Raw genomic sequence first — 21,044 nt, forward strand, 5'->3', positions numbered from 1 at the left:
AAGGCGGCAGTGCGACGAAGCCTCGGGTGGAAGGTCCACGGATGTCCAAGAAGCGCAACCGCCCCGCAAGGCCGACCGCCGACGGCGGTAGGACTGGCGGTTCCGGAGCAGAGCGCAGCAGGAAGGCGTCTGACAAGGCTGCCAAGGCGATGCGCGCCCGACGTGTGAGCACCAACACCAAGATCACTTTCGGGCTGTTGGCGATCGTGCTCGCCGGACTCGCCGGGCTGTTCGTCTTCGTCCAGAACAGCAGTGACAAAGCTCGGCAGGCAGCTGGCGACCGGGTGGTGAGGGCGGACAGCCACCGGCTCACCGCCGCCGAGGACGGCAAGGTAACCATCGTCGAGTTCCTCGATTTCGAGTGCCCGTCCTGCGGACAGGCGTTCCCTGGCGTGGAGAGACTCCGCCAGGAGTACGCTGGCAAGATCACCTATGTGGTCCGGAACTTCCCGCTGACCCAGCACGCCAATGCACAGAACGCCGCCCGCGCCGCCGAGGCCGCCGCGCGACAGGACAAGTTCGAGCAGATGTACGTCAAGCTGTTCGAGAACCAGTCCACGTGGGGCGGGCAGCAGCAGGACCAGTCGGTCGTCTTCGAGGGCTACGCCCAGCAGCTTGGCCTCGACCTGGCGAAGTTCCGCACCGACCGCGACGACCCGGGCACCGCGGCCCGTATCCGTGACGACCAGAGCGACGGGACCGCCGCCGGGGTCCAGAGCACCCCGTCGTTCTTCATCAATGGCCAGCGCTTCGACGGGCAGGCCACGTACGCCGGGCTCAAGGCCGCCGTCGACGCAGCGCTCGCCGGATGAGCGGGCAGGTCACGACCGCTCCCGGCCCGGTGGTCGTCGCAGCGGACCCGACGGCGCCGTTCGCGGCGCGCATCATCGGCTGGGTGCTGGCCGTCTGCGGTGCGATCGGTAGCGCCGCAGCGCTGACCCTGACCATCGAGAAGATCAACCTTCTGACCGATCCGAGCTATCGGCCCAGTTGCAGCATCAACCCGATCCTGTCCTGCGGCTCGGTGATGACCACGCCGCAGGCGGCCGCGTTCGGTTTCCCCAACCCTCTGATCGGTATCGTCGGGTTCAGCGCGGTGACCACCATCGGTGTCGCGGTCCTGGCCGGCGCCCGACTACCGCGCTGGTTCTGGCTCGGCCTGCAACTCGGCGCGACGTTCGGTATCGGGTTCGTGCACTGGCTGATCTTCCAGAGCCTCTACCGTATCGGCGCGTTGTGTCCGTACTGCATGGTGGTGTGGGTCGTCACCATCGCGATCTTCTGGTATGTCACCCTGCACAACGTCCATCGCGAGCAGTTGTTCACTTCCCGGGGGGCTGTGCTCCTCCGGTATCACACCGTCGTCCTCACCGTCTGGTACGTCATCATCGTCGCCCTCATCGGCGAGCAGTTCTGGTTCTACTGGCGCACCCTGTTGACTTGAGCGGGTATAACTGCCGGTGATCAGCCGGGTGCCGAACCCTCCCCAGCCCCCTGACGTTGACCGTCGACCAGGACGATGCGAACCCGCAGGGGACCCTTGGCACCACCCCGTGTGGCCTCGGCCGGCTGTGCGCCGATCAGTGTGCCCACGCCCGCAGCCGCACTACCCGCCAGCACTGCCCGTCGCCTCATGAGGAGCACCTCCCGACACCCGTCGATGTACAAACAGTCGCCGGCCGGGAGGAGAAAGTTCCTGGCCGTGGGTGAAGGTGCGGTGGGTGTCGCCGAACCAGACGGCAGACTCGGCGGTCCATGGTGGACCGGAGCACCCGTCAAGGCGACAGCATGCGGCCGGCCCGCTCCACTACCGACGGTGGCGCGGTGTCCACGGAACCTGCCTGGTACGGCGGCTCCGGGGCGTACTCGATGATCAGCTGCACGGTCTGTGCGGCCTCGTCGCCCATGATCCGGCCGGCCAGGATCAGCGCCATGTCGATGCCTGCGGACACGCCGGCCGCGGTCACGTAGTGGCCGTCGATCACCACCCGGTCCTTCACGGGCGTCACCCCGAAGCCGGTGAGCATGTCGAGCCCGGCCCAGTGGGTCGTCGCCCGTCGGCCCGTCAGCAGTCCGGCGGCGGCCAGCACGAACGCGCCGGTGCAGACGGACGTCGTCCATGTGGTGGTCCGGTCGACGGCCCGCAACCACTCGATCAGCGGGCCGTCGTCGGCCATCTGGTCCTGCTGGCCCGCTCCCCCGCCGACCAGCACGATGTCCGGCTCGGACACGTCGGCGTACGTCGCGACGGCGTCGACCGACAGGCTGCCCAGGTCGTTCACGACCAAGCCCGGACGCTCGGCGACGAACACGACCTCGGTGTCCGGCAGACGACCCAGAACCTCGTACGGCCCGAGGACGTCGAGCGCCGTGAAACCGGGATAGACGACGATGGCGACCTGCATGTCACGATCCCTCCGCGATGGCGAAGCGCTGTGGTGCCGCCCGGAACTGCTCCCGGCACCAGTCGCCGCAGAAGTGCCAGGTACGTCCGTCCAGTTCGAGGGTGATCGGGGTGTCGGGGGATACCGGCATCTGACATACCGGACACACCGGCTGTTCCGGGTTTACCGCCGCAGGCTCGGTGAACTCGGCGTTGCTGTCGGGGTGCATCCAGCCCGTGCCCTGGTATTCGAGGTAGGTGGCGGTACGCTGCGCGACGGCGCGCCCGAAGTAGCGTTCGACGATCCGCAGGGCCAGGTCGGTGCCCGAGGTGAGCCCGCCGGCGGTGGCGAGCCGGCCGTCCTCGACGTAGCGGACCCCGGCGACGACGGTGAGGGCGGGAAACATGGCCTGGAGTGCCTGGTAGGCGCTGTGGTGGGCCGTTGCGGTCCGGCCGTCGAGGAGGCCCGCCTGGCCTAGTACGAACGATCCGTTGCAGACCGACATGGTCACTGCGGTGTTCTGATGGACACGCCGCAGCCAGTCCAGCACCTCGGGGGCGAGCTTGCCGGTGTCCAGGGCCGGGACGACCACGATGTCCGGTGCCGGCACTGTTTCGACGGCGTGACCGGGCACGACGACCATGCCTCCGGAGATCGGGACAGGGTCCGTCGTAGCCGCCACCGTGGTCAGCGTGAACGGGGTACGCCCGTCGTCGAGGCGGGCGTACTCGAACACGCCCCACGGGCCGGCGAAGTCGACCAGTTCCGCGTGCGGTGAGAGAACGACGGCCACGGTGATGGTGCCGGTCGCAGGTGGTTCGAGGGGTGCGGTGAGCCTGGCGTCGGGAACCGGCTCGCCGGGCGGGCTCTGCATGGTCATCTGGAAATCTCCCGTTCGGAACACGGCGCCGCGAACACCAGGTGCGGCTGACCGGTGAGTGGGTGGGTGGTCGTCGCTCCCCGTACGCCGAAGACATCGGCCAGGCGTTGCGGGGTGAGCACGGTGACGGGATCGTCGGCCGCGACGACCCGGCCGTGGTGCAGCAGCACGACGGCGTCGCAGTAGGACATCGCGTGGTCGAGGTCGTGCAGGGCGGCGACGGTGGTGAGCCCGAGTTCGCGGATCAACTCGAGCAGTTCCAGTTGCGCGCCGATGTCGAGGTGGTTGGTCGGCTCGTCGAGCAGCAGCACCGGGGTGTTCTGGGCGAGCGCGCGGGCGAGTAGGACCCGCTGACGTTCGCCGCCGGACAGCGTGACGAAACGCCGCCCCTCGGCCCACTCGATGCGGGCGCGGACCAGCGCCTCGTCGACGATGGTGCGGTCGGTGATGCTCTCCCGTTCGAGCAGTCGCTGGTGCGGGATCCGCCCCATGGCGACGATGTCGCGGACGGTGTAGTCGTTGTCGAGTTCCTGGTCCTGGGCGACCACCGCCCGTAACTGGCCGGCCCGGCGGGCGGGGACCTGCCAGACGTCGTGATCGCCGATGTGCACGGTGCCCTGCTGCGGCCGGATGATGCGGTACAGGCAGCGCAGCAGTGTGCTCTTGCCGGATCCGTTCGGCCCGATCAGTCCGGTCACCCGGCCGTCGGCGGCGGTGAACGAGACGTCATCGAGGATGGTCGTGCCGTCGATGGTCACCGAGACGCCGGTCGCCACGACCCTCATCGCACCGCCCCGGACTGGCTGCGCAGCAGCCACAGGAAGAAGGGCGCGCCGAGCACGGCGGTGAAGATGCCGATCGGCATCTCGTTCGGCCGGTCCAGGGTGCGCGACAACAGGTCGACGAGGATCAGGAAGACCGCCCCCAGCAGCAGCGACACCGGGATCACCCGGCGATGGTCGGGGCCGACCAGCAGCCGGACCGCGTGCGGCACCAGCAGGCCGACGAAGCCGATCCCACCCGCGACGCTGACGATCGTCGCGGTCAGCAGCGATGCCACCGCGAGCAGTCCGAGACGCAGCCGGTTGACGTCGATCCCCAGCCCGGCCGCCGACGTCTCGCCCATCGTCAGCGCGTTCAACCGGCGGCCGTCAACCAGCAGCCAGAGCAGGCAGACCAGCAGGGCGGCGGTGGGTGCGGGTAGGTCCGGCCAGGACGCGGCGGCGACCGAGCCGAGCACCCAGAACAGGATGCCGCGTAGTTCGCCCGGGTTGGCCTGCAGTTGGATGTAGCTGGTGACGGCACTGCCCAGATAGGCGACGGCCACTCCGGCCAGGATCAGCCGGCCCGGCGCGACCCGGCCGGCCCGCTGTGCCAGCCCCACGACCAGTGCGACGCTGACCACCGCCCCGAGGAAGGCCGCGCCGGAGACACCCAGTCCGGCGATCGCCGCGGGCACGAAGCTCAGCGCCAGGGCGGCGCCGATGGAGGCGCCTCCTGAGATGCCGAGCAGGTAGGGATCGGCCAGCGGGTTGCGCACCAATGCCTGCAGACAGACTCCGGCGATGCTGAGACCCGCGCCGGCGACCCCTGCCAGCAGCACCCGGGGCACGCGGAAGTCCCACACGATCTGGTCGTAGAGCAGGTTACGCTCGGTGTCTCCCGGCGTGAGGTGCGCCCAGGTCACCGCGACCACGTCGCCCAGCGGCACCGGTACCGTGCCGACGGCGATCGCGACCGCCGCGGCCAGCACGACCGCGACGGTCAGGAGCACGATCAGCAGCGGAACGGCGCCATCGGGTACGAGGTGGGCACGGGCCGCTTCCGGGCGGGTGCGGTCAGTTCGCTGCGTGGACGGCATCGCTGATCTTCTTCACCGCGACCGCGTTCAGCGGTCCGAGGTAGAAGCTGTCGGAAACCGACGTGTAGGTCTTGGTCTTCGACGCCGGCCACTGCGGATACTGCGCGAACAACTGCTCCGCGAACTTCTTGGCGTCGTCGTCCGGCTGGTACAGGCCGATCACCAGCACCTCTACGTTCGCCGCGGCGAGGGCCTCGACGTTGAGTGCGGTGAGTTGCTGGTCGGTCAGGCCGCCGAACGCGTTGACACCGCCGGCCCGGGTGATGATGTCGTCGAAGATGCCGCCGCCGAACACGGCAGGCACCTTGAGACCCATCGCCGACCCCATACTGGGATAGGCGGCCAGCACCCGCTTGGGCGCCCCGGTCGGCGACGGGATGGCGGCCAGCGCCGCACGCGACTCCTGCACGACCTGCGCCGCCTTGCCTTGAACGTCGAAGATGACCCCGAGCTGGTTCAGCAGCTCGTACGACGACTCGACCGACCGCTTCGCATACGTGGCCGTGTCCTGCGGTCGGGGCGAGGTCGCACCGTTGGCGCAGTTCGACGGGGACACGAAACTGTTGATGCCGGCCTTACCGAGCTCGTCGCGGGTGATCGAGCCGATCTTGTCGTCGAACCCGCCCGCCCACGTCGAGATCACCAGATCGGGTGACTGGGCGATCACCTGCTCGCGGGGGACCTCGAAGTTCTTGTTCAGCTTCAATCCGCCGGTCGGGATGGCCTTGATCCGTTCGACCATCGTCGGGTCGTCGGAGACGCCGTAGCTCTGGCTGTTGGCCACGATGGTTCCCTCGACACCGAGCGCGATCATCGACTCGACCTCGGCCACGGACGCGCCGTTGAGCAGCACGACCCGGCGGGGCGCCTGGGAGAACGTGACCTCACGGCCGCAGTTGTCGATCGTCAGCGGATACGTGGTTCGGGGACCGACGGCGACCGACGCGTCGGCCGATGCGACCGGAGCGTCCGGCACCGTCGTCCCCGAGCAGGCGCCGAGCGCGACGACGAGGCCGATGGCCAGCGTGGAACGGACAATCCGGTCTGGAACGAGAGTCACGTCGAGCTCACATCTCTGTCATGAAGCGTGTGCGGAAAGCTGAAGATGGCGCAAAGATATCCATTTCGCCATATGTCAGGAAGCTTAGAAGCGACCCGCGCTCACGCCTATGACGTACCGGCCAACAAATCTGCCATCGGCGGAGATCCATCGGGGATCACCGGCTCCTTCGCCGACGCGCGGCGATACTCGGTCGGCGAAATGTCGAGTTCGCGCAGGAACGCCCGGCGCATCGCCTCCGCCGACCCATATCCGCAACGGTGAGCGATGCCGAGCACACCATCCGTGGTGTCGGTCAGCATGCGCCGCGCGGCCTCCAGCCGGATCAGGTCCACGTACCGGCCCGGTGGCATCCCGACCTGTTCCCCGAACGCCCGGGCGAACTGCCGCGGAGACAGCCCGGCGCGCTCCGCCATCGCCGGGACGGACAGGTCGGCCGCCAGGTTCGCGGCGGCCCAGTACTGCACCTCGCGCAGCGGGTCGGTCCGGGCGATCTGGGTCGAGAGCTGGACGCTGAGCTGGGCCTGATTGCCCGGCCGGCGCAGGTAGCACACCAGCAGCCGGGCGATGCCCAGAGCCACCGCACGACCGAAGTCCTCCTCGACCAGCGCCATGGCCAGGTCGACCCCGGCTGTCGCCCCCGCCGACGTGGAGATCGTCCCGTCCCGGACGAAGATGGCGTCCGGGTCGAACGCCACCCGGGGAAACATCTCCGTCAGGTAACCGCAGGCCTCCCAGTGGGTGGTGGCCCGGCGACCGTCCAGGAGACCCGCCTTGGCCAGCAGGTAGGCCCCGGTGCACACCGAAACCACCCGCGGAACGCCGGGAGCACGCTCGGCGAGCCAGGCGACGAGCCGGTCGTCGACGTCTCCCACACCCGGCCCGCCCGGCACCACCAGCAGGTCCGGATCCTCGACGCCGCCCAGGTCGCCGTCCGGGACGAGGCACAGACCGCCGGCGGCCCGGACCGCCCCACCGTCGAGAGAGGCGGTGCGGATGACGTACGGCGGGGTGTCCGCGTCATCCACGAAGCGGGCGGCCGACGTGAACACGTCGACCGGACCGGCCACGTCGATCGGCTGCACCCCGTCGAACAGGATGACCAGCACCATCCGGGTGCGCACCCCGGCGATCCCGGCGTCGGAAACGTCAGTCATCACGTCGGGTTGGTCGCGCCGTGGACGGCTTTAGTTCCCTGTTCCGACCTTCCACCAGCAGCGGAGCGGGTCCCTCGCCCACAGACCCGCCAGCGTCAGCAGCGTGGAACCAGCCGAACCCGACGGCCTGCTCATCACCGGCGACGCCATGGCCCGCCGGGGGACGGTCGCCTCCGGTAACGCGGAACGCTCTGCCCGAACCGAATGACGCCCGTCGTGGGCCGGTTCGCGCGGGCCGGGCCGACGGCGGTCGCCTTCGCAGCGAAGATCCGGTCAGCCCGTCCTGCGCAAGGCGATCACATTGTCGGTCACCTCGGCCGTCTGGCCACCCGGGCCGGTGGCCGTCCGATCGCGGGCTTCGCAGCGAAGCACATGCCAGGACGTGGAATCGAGGGCCAGACCGGCCAGGGTCTCGTCCGGGGTGGGAATCGTGGCCCCCTGGTTCCAGGACCATGGTGCTACTGAACCGTGGTCGACGATCAGCAGCATGCCACCGGGGTTCACCTGCTCGCCGAGATCACGCAGGATGCGGGCCCTGGGGAAGTCGAAGAGGCTGTGCAGGTAATGAGCGCTCACCAGGTCCCAGGTGCCCCGGGGTAGGAATCCGCCAGATCATGCCGTTCGGTACAGATCCTGTCGTTCAGTCTCTGCTGGGCGGCACGTTCGTTCACCCGTTGCAGGGCGGCATCGGCTATGTCGACCGCGGTGACCTGCCAGCCGCGTTGCGCGAGCCACAGGCTGTCGCCGCCCTGGCCGCAGCCCAGGTCGAGAGCGGCACCCGGCGGAAGGTCGCCGGCCGTTGCGGCAAGGATCGGGTTGACGCGTACCTCCCACTGGGCGTCGGCCACCTGCTGGTGCAGACTCTCCCAGAACTCGGCCGGGGTTGCCGCGTCCGGGCGCTCGATGTACTTCATACGCTCACGTCCTCACGATCGATCAGGCTCGACCGGCATGGTGCCCCCTGTCACGCGATGCCGGCGAGGAAACTTGCCGGATCGGCAAACGACCTTCGGAGGGACAACGAGGGCTCGGGCGCAGGGGTGCACGCTGGGATCGGGGCACGGCACCGTGACCGACTCGCCTCGGGGACACCCCGTCGCCGGATCGGAGCAGGTGCCAGGCACCGGTTCGGACTGTGGCGGGGCTGCGTGAGGCAGAGCCGACATCGCCACACTCCCGCGCCCGGTCGGCGTACCGCATCACCCGACTGGTTCGCCGATCCGGTCGCCGGCTCACCTTGAGGGAACTTTCGCTTGTCGTCAGACGACTATGTCTGTGAATCACCCCGGCCTCCTTCTCGAGGTAGGGGTGTCCGCCACCCCTGGTCAGCGCAGATGCCACTCTGGAAGGGTCATTGATGCGTGTCGCTTGCTATTCGGACGAAGGTTCCTCGCTGCTACGGGCCTGCCGACCAGCCCGGGCGCTGGCCACACTGGCGGTGCTGGCTGCTCTGGTGGCAGGTTGTGCGGCCAGCGGATCCGGGGACGTCGATCGAACCGCCGCGACCGGCGGCACGCTGCGCGTGGCGAACGCGAACGAGTACGGCGACCAGGACCCGCACGACTACAACGGGGACTGGTTCATCGCGCCGATGGTCTTCGAGACGCTGGTGAAGTACGGACAGGGTGGTCGCCTGGAGCCGGGCCTGGCCACGTCGTGGCAGGTCGCGGCGGACGGACTCACGATCGACTTCGAGCTGCGGACCGGTGTGAAGTTCCACGACGACACGCCGTTCGACGAACAGGCGGCGAAGTGGAACCTCGATCGCTGGGTGGGCAAGGAGTCGCATTCCTGGCTGGCCGCCTCGAAGATCATCAAGGCCGTGGAGGTGCCTGGGCCGATGAAGCTGCGGCTGCGCCTCGAACGCGCCTACGACCCGCTGCTGCAGGAACTGACCTTCACCCGGCCCCCCGGCTTCATGAGCCCCAAGGCCGTCGACGCTTCCGGGAAGTTCACCAAGGCCATCGGCACCGGGCCATGGCGGCTGGAACAGATCACGACGACGGCCGCGAGCCTGGTCCGCAACGACGGCTATTGGGGCGCCAAACCGAAGATCGACCGGGTTGAGTTCAGCGTCAGAAAGGACTCGCAGACCCGGGTCTCCGCGCTGCGCGCGGGCGAGGTGGACATGCTCGGCGGTAGTTACCTTGCGCCGATCTCGCCGACCGAGGCGGTCACCCTCGGCAAGGACGAGCGGGTCACGGTGCTGCACGGTGATCCGGACATCACCGTCATGCTCGGCTTCAACCTCAACGGCATCGCGGGCGACAAGGCGATCCGCGAGGCGGTGCGGTACGCCCTGGACCGGGAGACCCTGACCAAGGTGCTCTACGCCGGACAGGCCAAGGCCGCGACCACGCTGTTCGCGCCGGGAATCCCGGACGCAGGGGCGCCGCAGAGCCTGCCCTTCGATCCCGACCAGGCCCGCCGGATCCTCGATGCGGCCGGGTGGCGCCAGGAGGGCAAGGGCCGGGTCAAGGATGGCAAGCAGCTGGTCCTGTCGCTGCGGATCCCGTCGACGGCCGCCGTCGGCTGGCAGGACTCGCGGCTCAGCGCTCAGGCCGTCGCCTCGGCACTGGGCGAGGTCGGGATCACGGTGAACATCGTCGCGGTCGACGAGGCCACGTTCTACGACGACCTGCACGCCGGCAAGTACGACCTCGCCTTCATGGAGACCTACGGCGCCCCTTACGACCCGTCGGGGTTCGTGGTCGGCTTCCTGACCGGCGACCGTAAGGATCCCGGACTGTGGAAGACCGACGAGGTCGAACGGCTCATCGACGGAGCGTTGTACGCCCGGGACGCCGCCACCCGCGCCAAGAACTACCAGGACGCCTGGGCCGTGCTGAACCGGGAGGCCGCCTTCGTGCCGATCGCGTACCGGCCACGGGTGTGGGCCGTCGGCCCGGCGGTCAAGGGCTTCCAGGTGCCGCACACGGAGTACGACTTCGACCTGTCCACGGTGACGCTGCAACGATGAACGATCTGCTCGTGCGTTGGACTCGGCGGTCGGCCCGGCTGGCCGCCGAGTTGGCTCTGGTTCTCGGAATCACGTCGCTGCTGGCGTTCGGGCTCATCGCGCTGGCGCCCGGTGACGCCGCCACCCGGCTCGCGCAGCAGCGGGCCGGGCACCCCGGCGTCACCGAGGACCAGGTCGCCTCGGCCCGGCGTGAGCTGGGAATGGAGGGCAGCATCCCCGAACGTTACGTCCGTTGGCTCGGCCACGCCGTGCAGGGTGATCTGGGGAAGTCCGCGCGCACCGGCCGGCCGGTCCTGACCGAGTTGGCGGAACGCGTCCCGGTCACGCTGTCGCTGGCCGGGCTGGCGGCGGTTGTGGCGTTGCCGCTAGGCATGCTGGTCGGTGCGCTGGCCGTCATGCTGCCGTGGCGCCCGGCTCGACGCGGCCTGCGGCTGACGGGCCTGCTCGCCGTCTCGTTGCCCACCTTCTGGGTCAGCTATCTACTGGTCGTCGTGCTCACCGAGCAACTGGGTCTTCTACCCACCTCCGCCGACGGCGGTCTCGCCGGATACGTGATGCCGGTGGTCGTCCTCGCCCTACCGGCTGTCGGCCTACTCAGCCGTGTGGTCGCCGTGTCACTGCGCGAAGCACTCGCCCAACCGTATGTACGCGCCGCGCAGGCGCGGGGCACGCCGACGGTGTCGATCGTCGTGCGCGACGCGCTGCCCAACGTCGCCGGCGCCGTCCTCAACACGATCGGCCTGATCGTCGGCGGCATGCTCACCGGAGCGCTGGTGGTGGAGACCGTCTTCGCCCACAACGGTATCGGTGACTACTTCGTCCAGGCCGTGAACTTCCGCGACCTGATGGCGATCCAGGCGTGCGTGCTGTGCTTCGCGCTGGCCTTCACCGCGACCAACCGGCTGGCCGACCGGCTACACGGCCGGATCGACCCGCGGGTGAGCAACGGATGACGGCGTCGGGGGCGGGCCGCCGGCGTCGTACCGTGATCTGCGCACTGCCGTTGCTGGGTTTCGTCATAGCCGGGGCCCTGGCACCGGTCATCGCTCCGTACGACCCGATCGCCAACGATCTGATGGCCAGCCTGGCGCGGCCGTCGATGGAGCATCTGCTGGGCACCGACCAACTGGGCCGGGACCAGTTGTCCCGCCTGCTGTACGGTGCGCAGGCCTCACTGATACTGGCCGCGGCGGTGCTCGCGGTATCCGTCACTGTCGGGGTGGTGATCGGTGCCGCCGGAGGCTTCCTCGGCGGCTGGCCGGATCGCGTGGCGTTGTGGTTGATGGACGTGACGCTGACGCTGCCCTCACTGATCGTCGCGCTGGCCATCCTGGGCGTACGCGGTCACGGCAGCGCCAACCTCGTTCTGGCCCTGTCCCTGACCGGTTGGCCGCCATTTGCCCGGTTGGCGCGCGGGCGGTTCGTCAGTCTCCGCCGCAGCACCTACTTCGACGCGCTGCAGGTGCTCGGCGCGTCCCGGTTCCGGATCCTCTTTCAACATGCATTGCCCGCCCTGGCAGCACCAGTGCTCGTCTACGCGAGCATCGAGATCGGTTTCATCGTGCTGTCGCTGGCGTTCCTCAGCTTTCTCGGTCTCGGCATCCCGCCGCCCGAACCGGAGTGGGGGCAGATGCTCATCGACGCCCGCCCGTATCTGGACTCCGCCCTGTGGCTGGCGTTGCCACCCGGCCTGGCCATCGCCGCCGTCGTCCTCGCCAGCAACCTGCTGGCCGAGCAGTTCGCCACCGACAACCTGCCGCTGGTACGGCTCGGGATGCCGCGGCGGCGCGCCCGGATGAACGGCTCGACCGCCGGCCCGTACCGGGTCGAGGAACTCGCGGTCGCCTTTGCCGGACGAAAGGTGGTGGACGGTATCGACTACCGCGTAGCCCCTGGCAGGGCGTTGGCGATCGTCGGGGAGAGCGGGAGCGGCAAGACGTTGTCCACCCTCGCCCCGCTCGGGCTGGTCGATGCCACCGCGCGGGTCAGCGGTCGCGCGGTCCTGGGCCAGGTCGACCTGCTCGGCGGCGGACCGGCGATCCAGGAGGCGGTGCGGGGGCGCCGGGTCGGTGTGGTGTTGCAGGACGCGCGGGGTGCGCTCAACCCGGTACGGACGGTGGGCGCGCTGCTCGACGACGCGGTGCGGCACGCTGGCGTCGTCCCGCGCGGCCGTGAGCGCGCCCGATCGCTCGAGCTGTTGAAGATGGTCGGTCTCCCGGAACCGGAGTCGCAGGTCTACGCCTACCCGCACACGCTGTCCGGTGGAATGTGCCAGCGGGTGATGATCGCCCTGGCCCTGGCCGGAGAGCCGGAGATCCTGATCGCCGACGAACCAACCTCGGCGTTGGACGTCACCACCCAGGCCCAGATCCATGCTCTGCTGGCGGATCTGCGCGAATCCATCGGGATGGGGCTGATCCTCATCAGCCACGACATCGCGGCGGCGGCCCGGATAGCCGACGACATCGCGGTCTGCTACGCCGGCCGCATCGTCGAGGTCGGGCCGGCAGCCGACGTCGTGAGCCGGCCCGACCATCCGTACACACGCGGCCTGCTCGACGCGGTGCCGTCACCCAAGGCGGTGCCCGGAACCCGGTTCCGGACCCTTCCGCCCGCGGAGCCGGCCCGACGCAAGGTGGGTGCCTGCGCATTCGCGCCGCGCTGCGCACATGCCACGAAGCGATGTCACGTCGAGGAACCGCCGCTGCAACCGGTGACGCCAGGGCACACCTCTGCCTGCTGGGTGCGTCCGACGGTGGCGCGGCCGATCGGGTACGACGGTGCTTGAGCTGACCGCAGTACGAGTGGCGTTCCCGATCGCCGGCAGGCTCGTGCCGGTGGTCCGCGACGTCGACCTGAGTGTCCGCCCCGGCGAACTGCTGGCGCTCGTGGGTGAGTCCGGTTGCGGCAAGTCGACAATCGCCCGGACCGTGGTGCGGCTCGAACGCCCGATCGCCGGCACGGTGTCTCTGGACGGCGCGGATGTCCACGCGCTGCGTGGTGACGCCCTCCGGGCGTACCGGCGGGCGGTACAGATGGTCTTTCAAGATCCGTTCCAATCGCTGAGTCCGCGGCAGACGGTCGCCCGTGCGCTCGCCGAACCACTGCACATCCACCGCATCGGCTCTCGGGCGGCACGCCGCCAGCGGGTGGCGGAACTACTCGAACTGGTCGAGCTGGACCCGGGCCTCGCCGGGCGGCGGCCGAGTGAGCTCAGTGGAGGGCAGCGCCAACGCGTCGCGATCGCGCGCGCTCTCGCGGTACGGCCCCGGCTGCTGATCTGCGACGAACCGGTCACGGCCCTCGACGCGCCCGTGCAGGCCACCGTCCTCAACCTGATCCGGGATCTGGTGGACAGGCTCGGGCTCGGCTGCCTGTTCATCGCGCATGACCTCGCCGTGGTGCGCCAACTCGCCGACCGGGTGGCCGTCATGTACCGGGGCCGAATCGTCGAGAGCGCGCCCACGCTGCGCCTGATGGATGCCGCTCGGCACCCGTACACGCAGGCGTTGCTTGCGGCCGTCCCACGCCTCGACGCGGACCCTTCGCCGGCTCCTACGCTGCGCGGGGAGATGCCCGGCCCGCTCGCCAGCATCGACGGGTGTGCCTTCAACCCGCGTTGTCCACAGGCGTTCGACCGGTGCGAAGCCGAACGCCCGCAAATGATCGTCGGGCCCCGTCCCGACGAGTCCGTCGCCTGTCACCGACAGAATCAGGAGCAAGCATGATCGACCAGACGATCGCGCAGGCCTCGTTCGCCGAGCTGCTGCGCCGCTGGGATGTCCAGCAGGACATCTACATCGAGCAACGCGAGCGGGTGTTCACCGTGATGTTCGACGTCCTGGAGCAGCTCTGCCCGCAGCCCGGCCTGACGGTGCTCGATCTCGCCTGCGGTCCCGGCGCCATCAGCGAACGCTTTCTCCGCCGCTTTCCCGAGGGCCGCGCGGTGGCGCTTGACACCGATCCGGTGCTGCTCGCCATCGGCGAGGGCGGGCTCGGCGACCAGGGCGGGCGGCTGCGTTGGGTCCGGGCTGACCTCCGTGATCCGTCGTGGGCGGAGCGGCTCGGCCCTGAATCCGGTGAGGGCTCGTTCGATGCCGTCCTGTCCAGCACGGCGCTGCACTGGCTCACGCCGCCCGCGCTGACGGCGGTCTACCGCACCGCGGCCGGGTTGCTCCGCCCGGGTGGCGTCCTGGTCAACGCCGACTACCTACCACTACCTGCGGGCAGCCGCCTCCGGGCCGCCTGTGAGGCCATCGACCGGGGGCGCCAGCAGCATGCGATCGAGGCCGGCGCGGAGCCGTGGGAGGACTGGTGGGCGGCCGTCGAAGCGCACCCGGCGCTGGCCGACGCCGTCGCCGAACGGCAGACGCTGTGGCCAGCAGGGGCCCGTGACTGGACGGGTGCCACGCTCGACTATCACCAGGCAGCTCTCGTGGAGGCAGGGCTGACCGAGGTCGGCGTGGTTTGGCAGGATCTCGAAGAGCGGGTCCTGGTCGCGATCCGCTGAGCAACGGATCTCAGCTGTACGCCGTGGTCGGTGGCGGGTTGCCGGTGAGCAGGTGCGTGCCGAGTTCCCGGGCCTTGTAGGCGACTGGATCGTGGACGGTGAGCGTTCGGGCGTCACGCCAGAAGCGGTCCAGTCCGGATGAGCGTGTCGTGGCGCGACCCCCGGTGAGTTCGAAGATCCGGCTCGTTGCCTCCATCGCGAGGCGGGTGGCTACGACCTTCGCGGCCGAGACCGTCAGCGCGGTCCGGCCACGTTCGGCCGGGGTCAGGTCCAGGCCCCGCCGGTCGGCCTTGGCGAGGGCGCGGGTCGCGTCGTCGGCCAGCAATCGCGCCGCGTGGAGGCTCGCGGCGAGTTCGCCGTATCCGGCGAGCACGTGTGGGTCGTCGACGGCCCTGGCCAGCCCGCTGGCTGGCCAGGGCCGGGACTGCTCCCGCGTGTAGCGGGCAGCCTCGTCCAGCGCTCCCTCGGTGATGCCGACGAGTATCTGGGTGAGCACTGTTTGGAAGGCGAGGGAGACGAGCGACAGTTGCTGCCATCTCGGGCTCGTCTCGTCCTCACCGGGCGGGAAGGTGCCCAGCACGTCGGCGGGGCCGGCCGTGACATCCCGCAGGACGATGCTGCCGCTGGCCGTCAGGCGCTGGCCCAGGTTGTCCCAGTCCGGTGGATGCGAGAGCCCGTCCGCGTCAGCGGGTACCACTACCACGATGCGGGACTCCTGGTCGTCGCGAATCGCGCCGACCAGGATCCGGTCAGCGACCGCACATCCGGTGGCGAACGCGCCCCGGCCGGAGACCGTGAACGTGTCTGCGGTCGTGGTCGCCACGATGGTGTCGCGTGGGTTGCTGACGGACGCCACGAAGAGCCCTTCGGATCTGACGTCTTGTCGCAGTCGGCGGGCCAGGTCGGCGTTGTCGTACAGGCGGGCGCGCCAGAGGTGTGTGTAGTGGTAGCCGAGGAGGTGTCCGATCGAGGCGTCGGAAGCCGCGATGATGCGGGTGACGAGGTGCGTGGTCTCGAGGTCGTCGGGATCGGCCGCGAGCAGTCCGCTGCCACGTAGCAGTTGGATCTCGGCCCGCGGCGGTCGGTTGGCGCGCTCGCGCGCGACCACGTCTTCGTGCAGGCGCCCCGCGACGGCGCGGGCCGCGGCGACTGCGTCGGCCGGGGTCATCGGGGACCCACCGGTGCGGGCGCGGGGTGCCGGAGCCTTCGGTGCACCAGTACGACCAGGATCGGCAGCAGCATACACTGGGCGGCCACGGCCAGCCATAGCCCGGGCAGGTGTCCGGCGGTCTCGAACGCCTGGTAGACGACGCCGCCGACGACACCGCTGAGGAGCGCGCCGACGCCTTCGGCGAGCCGCTGGTGCCCGAAGACCACCGCCGCCGAGCGGGGGGTGCCGGCGAGCGCCTCGAGGACGTTCTTGAGAAAGAGTATCGAGTTGCCCACGCCGAGGGCGACGATGCCGGCGGCGATCGTGAGTTCGTGCCCGCCGGCGAACGCGGTCATGCCGATGGCCAGGCCACCGAACCCGATCGTCATCGCCTGGGTGTACCGCATCTGTTCGACCCGCCCTGCCAAGAGTGGTTGCAGCACGACCAGCAGCAGCGAATAGCCCATCATGGCCGATCCGTAGAACACCGTGGGCACCCTTCCTTCCGCATAGGACGCAAGATATTGATAGAAGTAGAGGTGGAGGTAGATGGTCAGGGCAGTCACCGTGAACGGCAGGACCGCCAGCCCGCTCAGGGCACGGTGCAGCGGCTCGACGGCCCGGGTGTGGCCACGCGACTCCTGCGGCAGGAGCGCGTGCCCGATCGTCAGCGCGGCATGCAGGGCGCCCGCGGCGGCGAACATCACCCCCGGGTCGTTGATGAACAGCGCACCTACCACCGGACCGAGGGCGATCCCGGCGTTGCCGGTGGCGTAGCTCGCCGACACCAGCCGCGGCTGCTCGTCCGGGTCCGCGCCGTGCACCGTGTAGGCGCGGACCGCGGGCGAGTACAGCGCGGTGGCCGCCGACCGGATCATCAGCGCCAGGACTGTCACCGGCGGCCATACCTCGCCAGCGAGCAGTCCCAGCGAACCGAGCGTCTGCAGCGCCATCGCCAGCAGCAGCGAACGCCGCAGGCCGAGGTGCTCCGCCAGCACCGCGCCCGGCGCTCCGCCGGCGAACTGCACGAATGCCGTCAGCCCCAGGACGACGCCGACCTGATCCATGCTGAGGTCCATGCGCTGCCGCAGCAGGATCGCCAGGTACGGGTAGACGGAGAAGCCGATCAGGTTGACGAGCAGCCCGCTGCCGAGCAGGGCGATCCGCACCCCGGTGAACGAGCCGAGTGCGGCGGGTCTCACCCGCTTCCCTTGCTGCCCCGGATGATCAGGCGGGTCGCGTGGGCGTCGTAGGGGCCGCCGTCCAGATTGCCGAAGCACTCGATCTTCCCGAATCCTGCCTCCGCGAACATGGCGCGCAGTTCGGCGGCGCTGTAGACGTAGCAGGTGAGGGAGGTGTGCGCGGCTGTGTCGCCCCGCACCAGCGTCCAGTCGGTTCGGTAGCGGGTCCAGTCGTCCAGAATCGTGTCGCGCATCACCACCATGCCGCCGGGCACGTCGACGATCTTCGGTGGTCCGACCCACGACGCGTAGGTCTCCTTGCTCAGCAGATCGACGAGCAACTGGCCTCCTGGAGCGAGGGACCGGTGGGCGTTGTGCAGCACCCGCATGTTGTCCTCGTGGTCGTCGAAGTAGCCGAAGGAGGTGTACATGTTCACCACGACGTCGTACGCCTCCGGCGCCCCGTACTCGCGAACGTCCGCTCGTACGAAGGACGCCGTCGCGCCGGCGTCGGCGCACGCGGCCGCCGCGCGTTCGAGCAACTCGGGGTGCAGGTCCACGCCGGTCACCTGGTAGCCACGGCGAGCCAGTGGCGCGGTGAAGAACCCCGTGCCGCAGCACTGGTCGAGCACGCGGCTTGCGGGAGCGAACGCGAGCAGGGGTGAGGTGGCGACCGCATCGGCGGCGGCCCGCGCACGCTCGGGGGTGAAGAGCACCTCCGAGAAGCCGGACCACAGGTTCATGTCCTCGTACCAGTTCACTGTCGACTCCGTTTCGGGCTGGCCGCGGGCGCCACCCCGAGCCCGGGTCCGTCGCCCAGGACGATCCACCCGCCCTCGAGTCCGAGCCCGCGGAAGGGTTGATCGCGGAGGTAGAGGTGGCCGTCGAGGTCGATGTGGTCGGCCAGCGGGGCGAGCAGCGCGGCCTGGCTGATGGCGAGTTCCGACTCACACATGCAGCTGAGCAGCACCGTGAGCCCGGCCTGCCGGGCGGCTGCCATGACCCGTCGTGCGGCGCGGACGCCGCCCGCCTTGCACAGCTTGACGACGATGCCGTCGGAGTGTTTCCGGGCGGCGTGGACGCTGGCCACGTCGGTGCATCCTTCGTCCAGGACGATCGGGAGCCGGTCGGGAAGCTCTCGGTAGCGGACGTAGTCATCGATGCGGCTTCGTGGGAAGGGCTGCTCGACGAGGTGGACGCCGAGCGCGCGCAGACGTGGCGTGAGGGCGCGCGCGGTGCTGAGATCCCACGCCTCATTCGCGTCGATCCGGATCGGCAGCGGTGTCACCTGCCGGATGGCGTCGAGGACATCGATGTCGTCGGGGCCACCGACCTTCACCTTGAACGCACCCACCTGCGGTGCGTTGCGGACCGCAGTAGCGGCCTCGGCCGGACTCGCGATCCCGATCGTGTACACCGTCGGCCCGATCCGGCGGGGCGCGGCGAGGATCTGCCAGGTCGGCCGTCGGCCGACCTTGCCGATCCAGTCGTGCAGCGCGCCGTCCAAGGCCATCCGGGCACCTGCCGGCGCGTCCCAGGCGTCGACACGTTCGAGCGCCGCCTCCGCGTCGGTCAGGTCGGGACCGAGCAGGGCAGAGCCGTCGGCCTCGATGGCCCGTGCGACATCGTCCGCGGTGACCCCGTCGTACTCGATCGGCGTGCCCTCACCGTAGGCAACGATGCCGGCATGGGTGACGGTGACCATGCAGGTTTCCACGGCGTCGATCTCACCGCGGGAGCTCCGCACGGTCTCGGTCAGCCGCAGCGAAACACGCTCGACGGACAGGCTCAGCATGACATGCCTCTCTCCGATCGTTCGACGCGCCGGAACCGTTCGGGAACCGGCAACGACATATACAAGGAGGTAGATCTGACCGGTGGCGAAGGGAACGGCGATGGAGTGGTTCGAAGACGAGTCGATGTGGACCGATTTCTTTGCGGTGTTCTTCGCGCCCGAACGTGCCGCGGAAGCCGAGACGAGAGTCGCCTCGTCGCCGCTGCTGCGGCTGTCGCCCGGCACCAGGGTGCTTGACCTGGGATGCGGGCCAGGCACGTACACGATCCCGCTGGCCCGCCGCGGTGCCCAGGTGGCCGGGGTGGACCTGAGCGCAGCGCTGCTCGATCGGGCCGCGACGGCGGCGGTCGAGGCCGGGGTCGACGTGCGGCTGCTGCGGGCGGACATGCGCCAGTTCGTCGAGGCCGGCCAGTTCGACCTGGTGATCAGCATGTACACGTCGTTCGGCCTGTTCGACGACCACGACGAGAACATGCAGGTGCTGCGCAACGCGCTCACCAGCCTCACACCCGGCGGCCGGCTCCTCATCGACCTGTACGGCAAGGAGGTCGCGGCCAGAGACGGGGCCGCGCCGATCATTTCCGACGTCGATGGAGGCACGCTGATGGTGCGCGGCACCGTGCTGGATGACTGGACCCGTTTCCGGGACGACTTCTACCTCGTCCGCGGCGGCCGGGCCCGGCAGGCTTCCATCACGCATCACCTCTACAGTGCCGCCGAGCTCAAGCGGATGCTCACCGCAGCGGGCTTCACCGGCGTCGAGTGTTTCGGCGGATTCGATGCCGAGCCCTTCGACAACCACGCCCGACGGCTCATCGTGCGCGGCACCCGGCCCTAGCACGCGGGGCGGGTCTCGACACGCACGGCACCCGCCGCGGCCACGGCGCGGTGCGTGGCGATCTCCGCGGTCGGCCCCTCGGCCAACAGGATCCCCACGTAGCCGCGCCCGTCGTTGAGGTGCTCGATGGAGGCGCCGACCGCCCTGGTCGGGTACCACTCGGGTCGACCGGGATAGCGGGCGATGTCGTCGAGGCCGTGCACGGCGACGAGGTCGCCGGACCTGTCCGGATACGCCAGTACGAACGCCACAGCCGGTCCACCGCCCAACGGCATGTCGAGCAGCCGCGGGCGGCGGCCCAGCGCGAGGTCGATCATTCCCCCGTAGACATTCACATCCAGGGCCCGGCACATCGACTCGCCCACGAGCGCACCGCCGATCCGCGGATTCACCTCGATCAGGCGCGGCCCGTCGGCGGTCATGGCCAGCTCGACATGGGCGAACCGGTCGGTGTAGCCGAGGACCGCCAGCACGTCACCGAGCCAATCCTCGATCGCCCGGAACTCGTCGGGCGGCAACGCCACCGGAAACGCGGTCACGTCCTCCCGGAACCAGGGCTGCGGCGACATAAGGCGGCTCGACATCCCCAGCATGCGAGTGCGACCGGCCCAGGTCACAGTCTCGGCGCTGTAGACCGGACCGGCGAGGAACGGCTCCGCGAACAACCGCCCGAACAGCGTCGCGCCCGCAGCCTGCCGTTGCAGGCGGGCGAAGTCGTCGGCGTCGCGGACGAGCCACACGTTCCGGCTGCTGGTACCGGCTGTGTCCTTGACAACGGCCGGCAGGCCGACGGCTGCCGCCAGTTCGTCGAGCGACAGCGAGGCCACGTCGTCCACGGCGAACGCCGGGAACGGGCTCAGCCTACTGCCGTGGAGCAGGTCCCGGACGCGTGACTTGTCGCGCGCCAGCCGGATGACCGCCGGGTCGATACCCGGTAGACCGAGCTCGACGGCGAGCTCGGCACCGGTCACGCCCCACGTGTCGGTAGAACTGATCAGACCCCGGAGGTCCTCGATCGCGCGCAGCGCCTGGGAGACCGCCTCACGATCGTTCGTGTCCACGGCAACGACCTGGATCGCCTCGGGCGGCAGCTTCGCGAGTTCATGCAGGTACAACTCCTCGACACCGGTCAGCAGCACGATCCGCTCACCGGCAGCCCGGGCGGCACGTACGAGGTGGGCGAGCCCGAAGGAGAGCATCTCGAGGCAGGCAATCGTCACGGTGTATATGTCGTCCCGCCGACCCGAA

At 69.6% G+C, this 21,044-nt stretch carries 21 protein-coding genes; 8 read left to right on the plus strand and 13 right to left on the minus strand.

The genetic code is table 11. The features are described from left to right. Nucleotides 1-41 precede the first annotated feature (41 nt). Together FJK98_RS22145 and FJK98_RS22150 are read left to right on the plus strand one after the other, a co-directional pair. Nucleotides 42-812, plus strand: a complete 771-nt coding sequence (locus FJK98_RS22145) for a thioredoxin domain-containing protein (RefSeq protein ID WP_228543885.1) — start codon at nucleotides 42-44, stop codon at nucleotides 810-812. Beyond that, nucleotides 809-1,444 carry a vitamin K epoxide reductase family protein gene (locus tag FJK98_RS22150; RefSeq protein ID WP_145920723.1) on the plus strand — a complete coding sequence of 212 codons (636 nt, stop codon included), beginning with the start codon at nucleotides 809-811 and terminating at the stop codon, nucleotides 1,442-1,444. Before FJK98_RS22145 ends, FJK98_RS22150 begins: the two co-directional genes overlap by 4 nt. Before the next feature lie 331 nt (nucleotides 1,445-1,775). Here the strand turns inward: FJK98_RS22150 and FJK98_RS22155 are convergent, their stop codons facing one another. The 8 genes from FJK98_RS22155 to FJK98_RS33700 all read right to left on the minus strand — a co-directional run bounded on the left by FJK98_RS22155 (nucleotide 1,776) and on the right by FJK98_RS33700 (nucleotide 8,256). After that, nucleotides 1,776-2,405 carry a DJ-1/PfpI family protein gene (locus tag FJK98_RS22155; RefSeq protein WP_145920724.1) on the minus strand — a complete coding sequence of 210 codons (630 nt, stop codon included), beginning with the start codon at nucleotides 2,403-2,405 and terminating at the stop codon, nucleotides 1,776-1,778. Nucleotide 2,406: 1 nt separating this feature from the next. Beyond that, on the minus strand, nucleotides 2,407-3,264 hold the full coding sequence (locus FJK98_RS22160) for an AraC family transcriptional regulator (protein ID WP_145920725.1): 858 nt from the start codon (nucleotides 3,262-3,264) through the stop codon (nucleotides 2,407-2,409). Further along, the gene (locus FJK98_RS22165) at nucleotides 3,261-4,049 is read right to left on the minus strand and encodes an ABC transporter ATP-binding protein (RefSeq protein ID WP_145920726.1); all 789 of its coding nucleotides are present in this window, start codon (nucleotides 4,047-4,049) and stop codon (nucleotides 3,261-3,263) included. Before FJK98_RS22165 ends, FJK98_RS22160 begins: the two co-directional genes overlap by 4 nt. Continuing rightward, a complete protein-coding gene (locus FJK98_RS22170) occupies nucleotides 4,046-5,038 on the minus strand; it encodes an iron ABC transporter permease (RefSeq protein ID WP_205789135.1) in 993 nt (330 codons plus the stop codon). The genes FJK98_RS22165 and FJK98_RS22170 overlap by 4 nt, the downstream gene beginning before the upstream one ends. A 64-nt stretch (nucleotides 5,039-5,102) precedes the next feature. Continuing rightward, complete coding sequence (locus FJK98_RS22175) at nucleotides 5,103-5,957, minus strand: ABC transporter substrate-binding protein (RefSeq protein WP_205789137.1); 855 nt, start codon at nucleotides 5,955-5,957, stop codon at nucleotides 5,103-5,105. Between the two features lie 335 nt (nucleotides 5,958-6,292). Beyond that, the gene (locus FJK98_RS22180) at nucleotides 6,293-7,342 is read right to left on the minus strand and encodes a GlxA family transcriptional regulator (RefSeq protein WP_240762259.1); all 1,050 of its coding nucleotides are present in this window, start codon (nucleotides 7,340-7,342) and stop codon (nucleotides 6,293-6,295) included. Between the two features lie 273 nt (nucleotides 7,343-7,615). After that, nucleotides 7,616-7,918, minus strand: coding sequence for a hypothetical protein (locus FJK98_RS33695; RefSeq protein ID WP_145920729.1), 303 nt, complete (start codon nucleotides 7,916-7,918; stop codon nucleotides 7,616-7,618). Then, nucleotides 7,915-8,256, minus strand: a complete 342-nt coding sequence (locus FJK98_RS33700) for a bifunctional 2-polyprenyl-6-hydroxyphenol methylase/3-demethylubiquinol 3-O-methyltransferase UbiG (protein WP_145920730.1) — start codon at nucleotides 8,254-8,256, stop codon at nucleotides 7,915-7,917. Before FJK98_RS33700 ends, FJK98_RS33695 begins: the two co-directional genes overlap by 4 nt. A gap of 608 nt (nucleotides 8,257-8,864) precedes the next feature. Between FJK98_RS33700 and FJK98_RS22195 the strand changes: the two genes are divergently transcribed. From FJK98_RS22195 to FJK98_RS22215, 5 genes are read left to right on the plus strand one after another with little or no spacing between them, the layout of a single operon-like run. Beyond that, the gene (locus FJK98_RS22195; protein WP_158224148.1) at nucleotides 8,865-10,322 is read left to right on the plus strand and encodes an ABC transporter substrate-binding protein; all 1,458 of its coding nucleotides are present in this window, start codon (nucleotides 8,865-8,867) and stop codon (nucleotides 10,320-10,322) included. Next, the gene (locus FJK98_RS22200) at nucleotides 10,319-11,275 is read left to right on the plus strand and encodes an ABC transporter permease (RefSeq protein ID WP_145920732.1); all 957 of its coding nucleotides are present in this window, start codon (nucleotides 10,319-10,321) and stop codon (nucleotides 11,273-11,275) included. The genes FJK98_RS22195 and FJK98_RS22200 overlap by 4 nt, the downstream gene beginning before the upstream one ends. A gap of 32 nt (nucleotides 11,276-11,307) precedes the next feature. Beyond that, nucleotides 11,308-13,110: a dipeptide/oligopeptide/nickel ABC transporter permease/ATP-binding protein gene (locus FJK98_RS22205; protein WP_168222539.1), complete on the plus strand. Its 1,803-nt coding sequence runs from the start codon at nucleotides 11,308-11,310 to the stop codon at nucleotides 13,108-13,110. Continuing rightward, nucleotides 13,103-14,050, plus strand: coding sequence for an oligopeptide/dipeptide ABC transporter ATP-binding protein (locus FJK98_RS22210; protein WP_145920734.1), 948 nt, complete (start codon nucleotides 13,103-13,105; stop codon nucleotides 14,048-14,050). The genes FJK98_RS22205 and FJK98_RS22210 overlap by 8 nt, the downstream gene beginning before the upstream one ends. Further along, on the plus strand, nucleotides 14,047-14,832 hold the full coding sequence (locus FJK98_RS22215; RefSeq protein ID WP_145920735.1) for a class I SAM-dependent methyltransferase: 786 nt from the start codon (nucleotides 14,047-14,049) through the stop codon (nucleotides 14,830-14,832). The genes FJK98_RS22210 and FJK98_RS22215 overlap by 4 nt, the downstream gene beginning before the upstream one ends. Nucleotides 14,833-14,842: 10 nt before the next feature. On the opposite strand, the gene FJK98_RS22220 is transcribed toward FJK98_RS22215, so the two are convergent. From FJK98_RS22220 to FJK98_RS22235, 4 genes are read right to left on the minus strand one after another with little or no spacing between them, the layout of a single operon-like run. After that, nucleotides 14,843-16,000 carry an acyl-CoA dehydrogenase family protein gene (locus FJK98_RS22220; protein ID WP_145920736.1) on the minus strand — a complete coding sequence of 386 codons (1,158 nt, stop codon included), beginning with the start codon at nucleotides 15,998-16,000 and terminating at the stop codon, nucleotides 14,843-14,845. Beyond that, on the minus strand, nucleotides 15,997-17,151 hold the full coding sequence (locus FJK98_RS22225) for an MFS transporter (protein WP_205789139.1): 1,155 nt from the start codon (nucleotides 17,149-17,151) through the stop codon (nucleotides 15,997-15,999). The genes FJK98_RS22220 and FJK98_RS22225 overlap by 4 nt, the downstream gene beginning before the upstream one ends. A gap of 29 nt (nucleotides 17,152-17,180) precedes the next feature. Further along, a complete protein-coding gene (locus FJK98_RS22230; RefSeq protein WP_145920738.1) occupies nucleotides 17,181-17,924 on the minus strand; it encodes a trans-aconitate 2-methyltransferase in 744 nt (247 codons plus the stop codon). Further along, complete coding sequence (locus tag FJK98_RS22235; protein WP_145920739.1) at nucleotides 17,921-18,958, minus strand: enolase C-terminal domain-like protein; 1,038 nt, start codon at nucleotides 18,956-18,958, stop codon at nucleotides 17,921-17,923. The genes FJK98_RS22230 and FJK98_RS22235 overlap by 4 nt, the downstream gene beginning before the upstream one ends. Before the next feature lie 100 nt (nucleotides 18,959-19,058). On the opposite strand from FJK98_RS22235, the gene FJK98_RS22240 reads away from it, so the two are divergent. Next, nucleotides 19,059-19,796 (plus strand): class I SAM-dependent methyltransferase, encoded by a 738-nt coding sequence (locus FJK98_RS22240; protein ID WP_145920740.1) that lies wholly within the window; start codon nucleotides 19,059-19,061, stop codon nucleotides 19,794-19,796. On the opposite strand, the gene FJK98_RS22245 is transcribed toward FJK98_RS22240, so the two are convergent. Next, entirely contained in the window at nucleotides 19,793-21,016 is a 1,224-nt protein-coding gene (locus FJK98_RS22245) for an ATP-grasp domain-containing protein (protein WP_088643290.1), read from the minus strand. The genes FJK98_RS22240 and FJK98_RS22245 overlap by 4 nt on opposite strands. Between the last annotated feature and the right edge of the window lie 28 nt (nucleotides 21,017-21,044).

The organism is Micromonospora sp. HM134 (assembly GCF_007833915.1).
Lineage (GTDB): Bacteria > Actinomycetota > Actinomycetes > Mycobacteriales > Micromonosporaceae > Micromonospora > Micromonospora wenchangensis.

Coding starts and splice junctions, on each gene's coding strand:
- FJK98_RS22240 (WP_145920740.1), top strand. CDS start 19,059: ATGGAGTGGTTCGAAGACGAGTCGATGTGGACCGATTTCTTTGCGGTG.
- FJK98_RS22235 (WP_145920739.1), bottom strand. CDS start 18,958: ATGCTGAGCCTGTCCGTCGAGCGTGTTTCGCTGCGGCTGACCGAGACC.
- FJK98_RS22160 (WP_145920725.1), bottom strand. CDS start 3,264: ATGACCATGCAGAGCCCGCCCGGCGAGCCGGTTCCCGACGCCAGGCTC.
- FJK98_RS22145 (WP_228543885.1), top strand. CDS start 42: ATGTCCAAGAAGCGCAACCGCCCCGCAAGGCCGACCGCCGACGGCGGT.
- FJK98_RS22220 (WP_145920736.1), bottom strand. CDS start 16,000: ATGACCCCGGCCGACGCAGTCGCCGCGGCCCGCGCCGTCGCGGGGCGC.
- FJK98_RS22180 (WP_240762259.1), bottom strand. CDS start 7,342: ATGACTGACGTTTCCGACGCCGGGATCGCCGGGGTGCGCACCCGGATG.
- FJK98_RS22215 (WP_145920735.1), top strand. CDS start 14,047: ATGATCGACCAGACGATCGCGCAGGCCTCGTTCGCCGAGCTGCTGCGC.
- FJK98_RS22155 (WP_145920724.1), bottom strand. CDS start 2,405: ATGCAGGTCGCCATCGTCGTCTATCCCGGTTTCACGGCGCTCGACGTC.
- FJK98_RS22150 (WP_145920723.1), top strand. CDS start 809: ATGAGCGGGCAGGTCACGACCGCTCCCGGCCCGGTGGTCGTCGCAGCG.
- FJK98_RS33700 (WP_145920730.1), bottom strand. CDS start 8,256: ATGAAGTACATCGAGCGCCCGGACGCGGCAACCCCGGCCGAGTTCTGG.
- FJK98_RS22200 (WP_145920732.1), top strand. CDS start 10,319: ATGAACGATCTGCTCGTGCGTTGGACTCGGCGGTCGGCCCGGCTGGCC.
- FJK98_RS22165 (WP_145920726.1), bottom strand. CDS start 4,049: ATGAGGGTCGTGGCGACCGGCGTCTCGGTGACCATCGACGGCACGACC.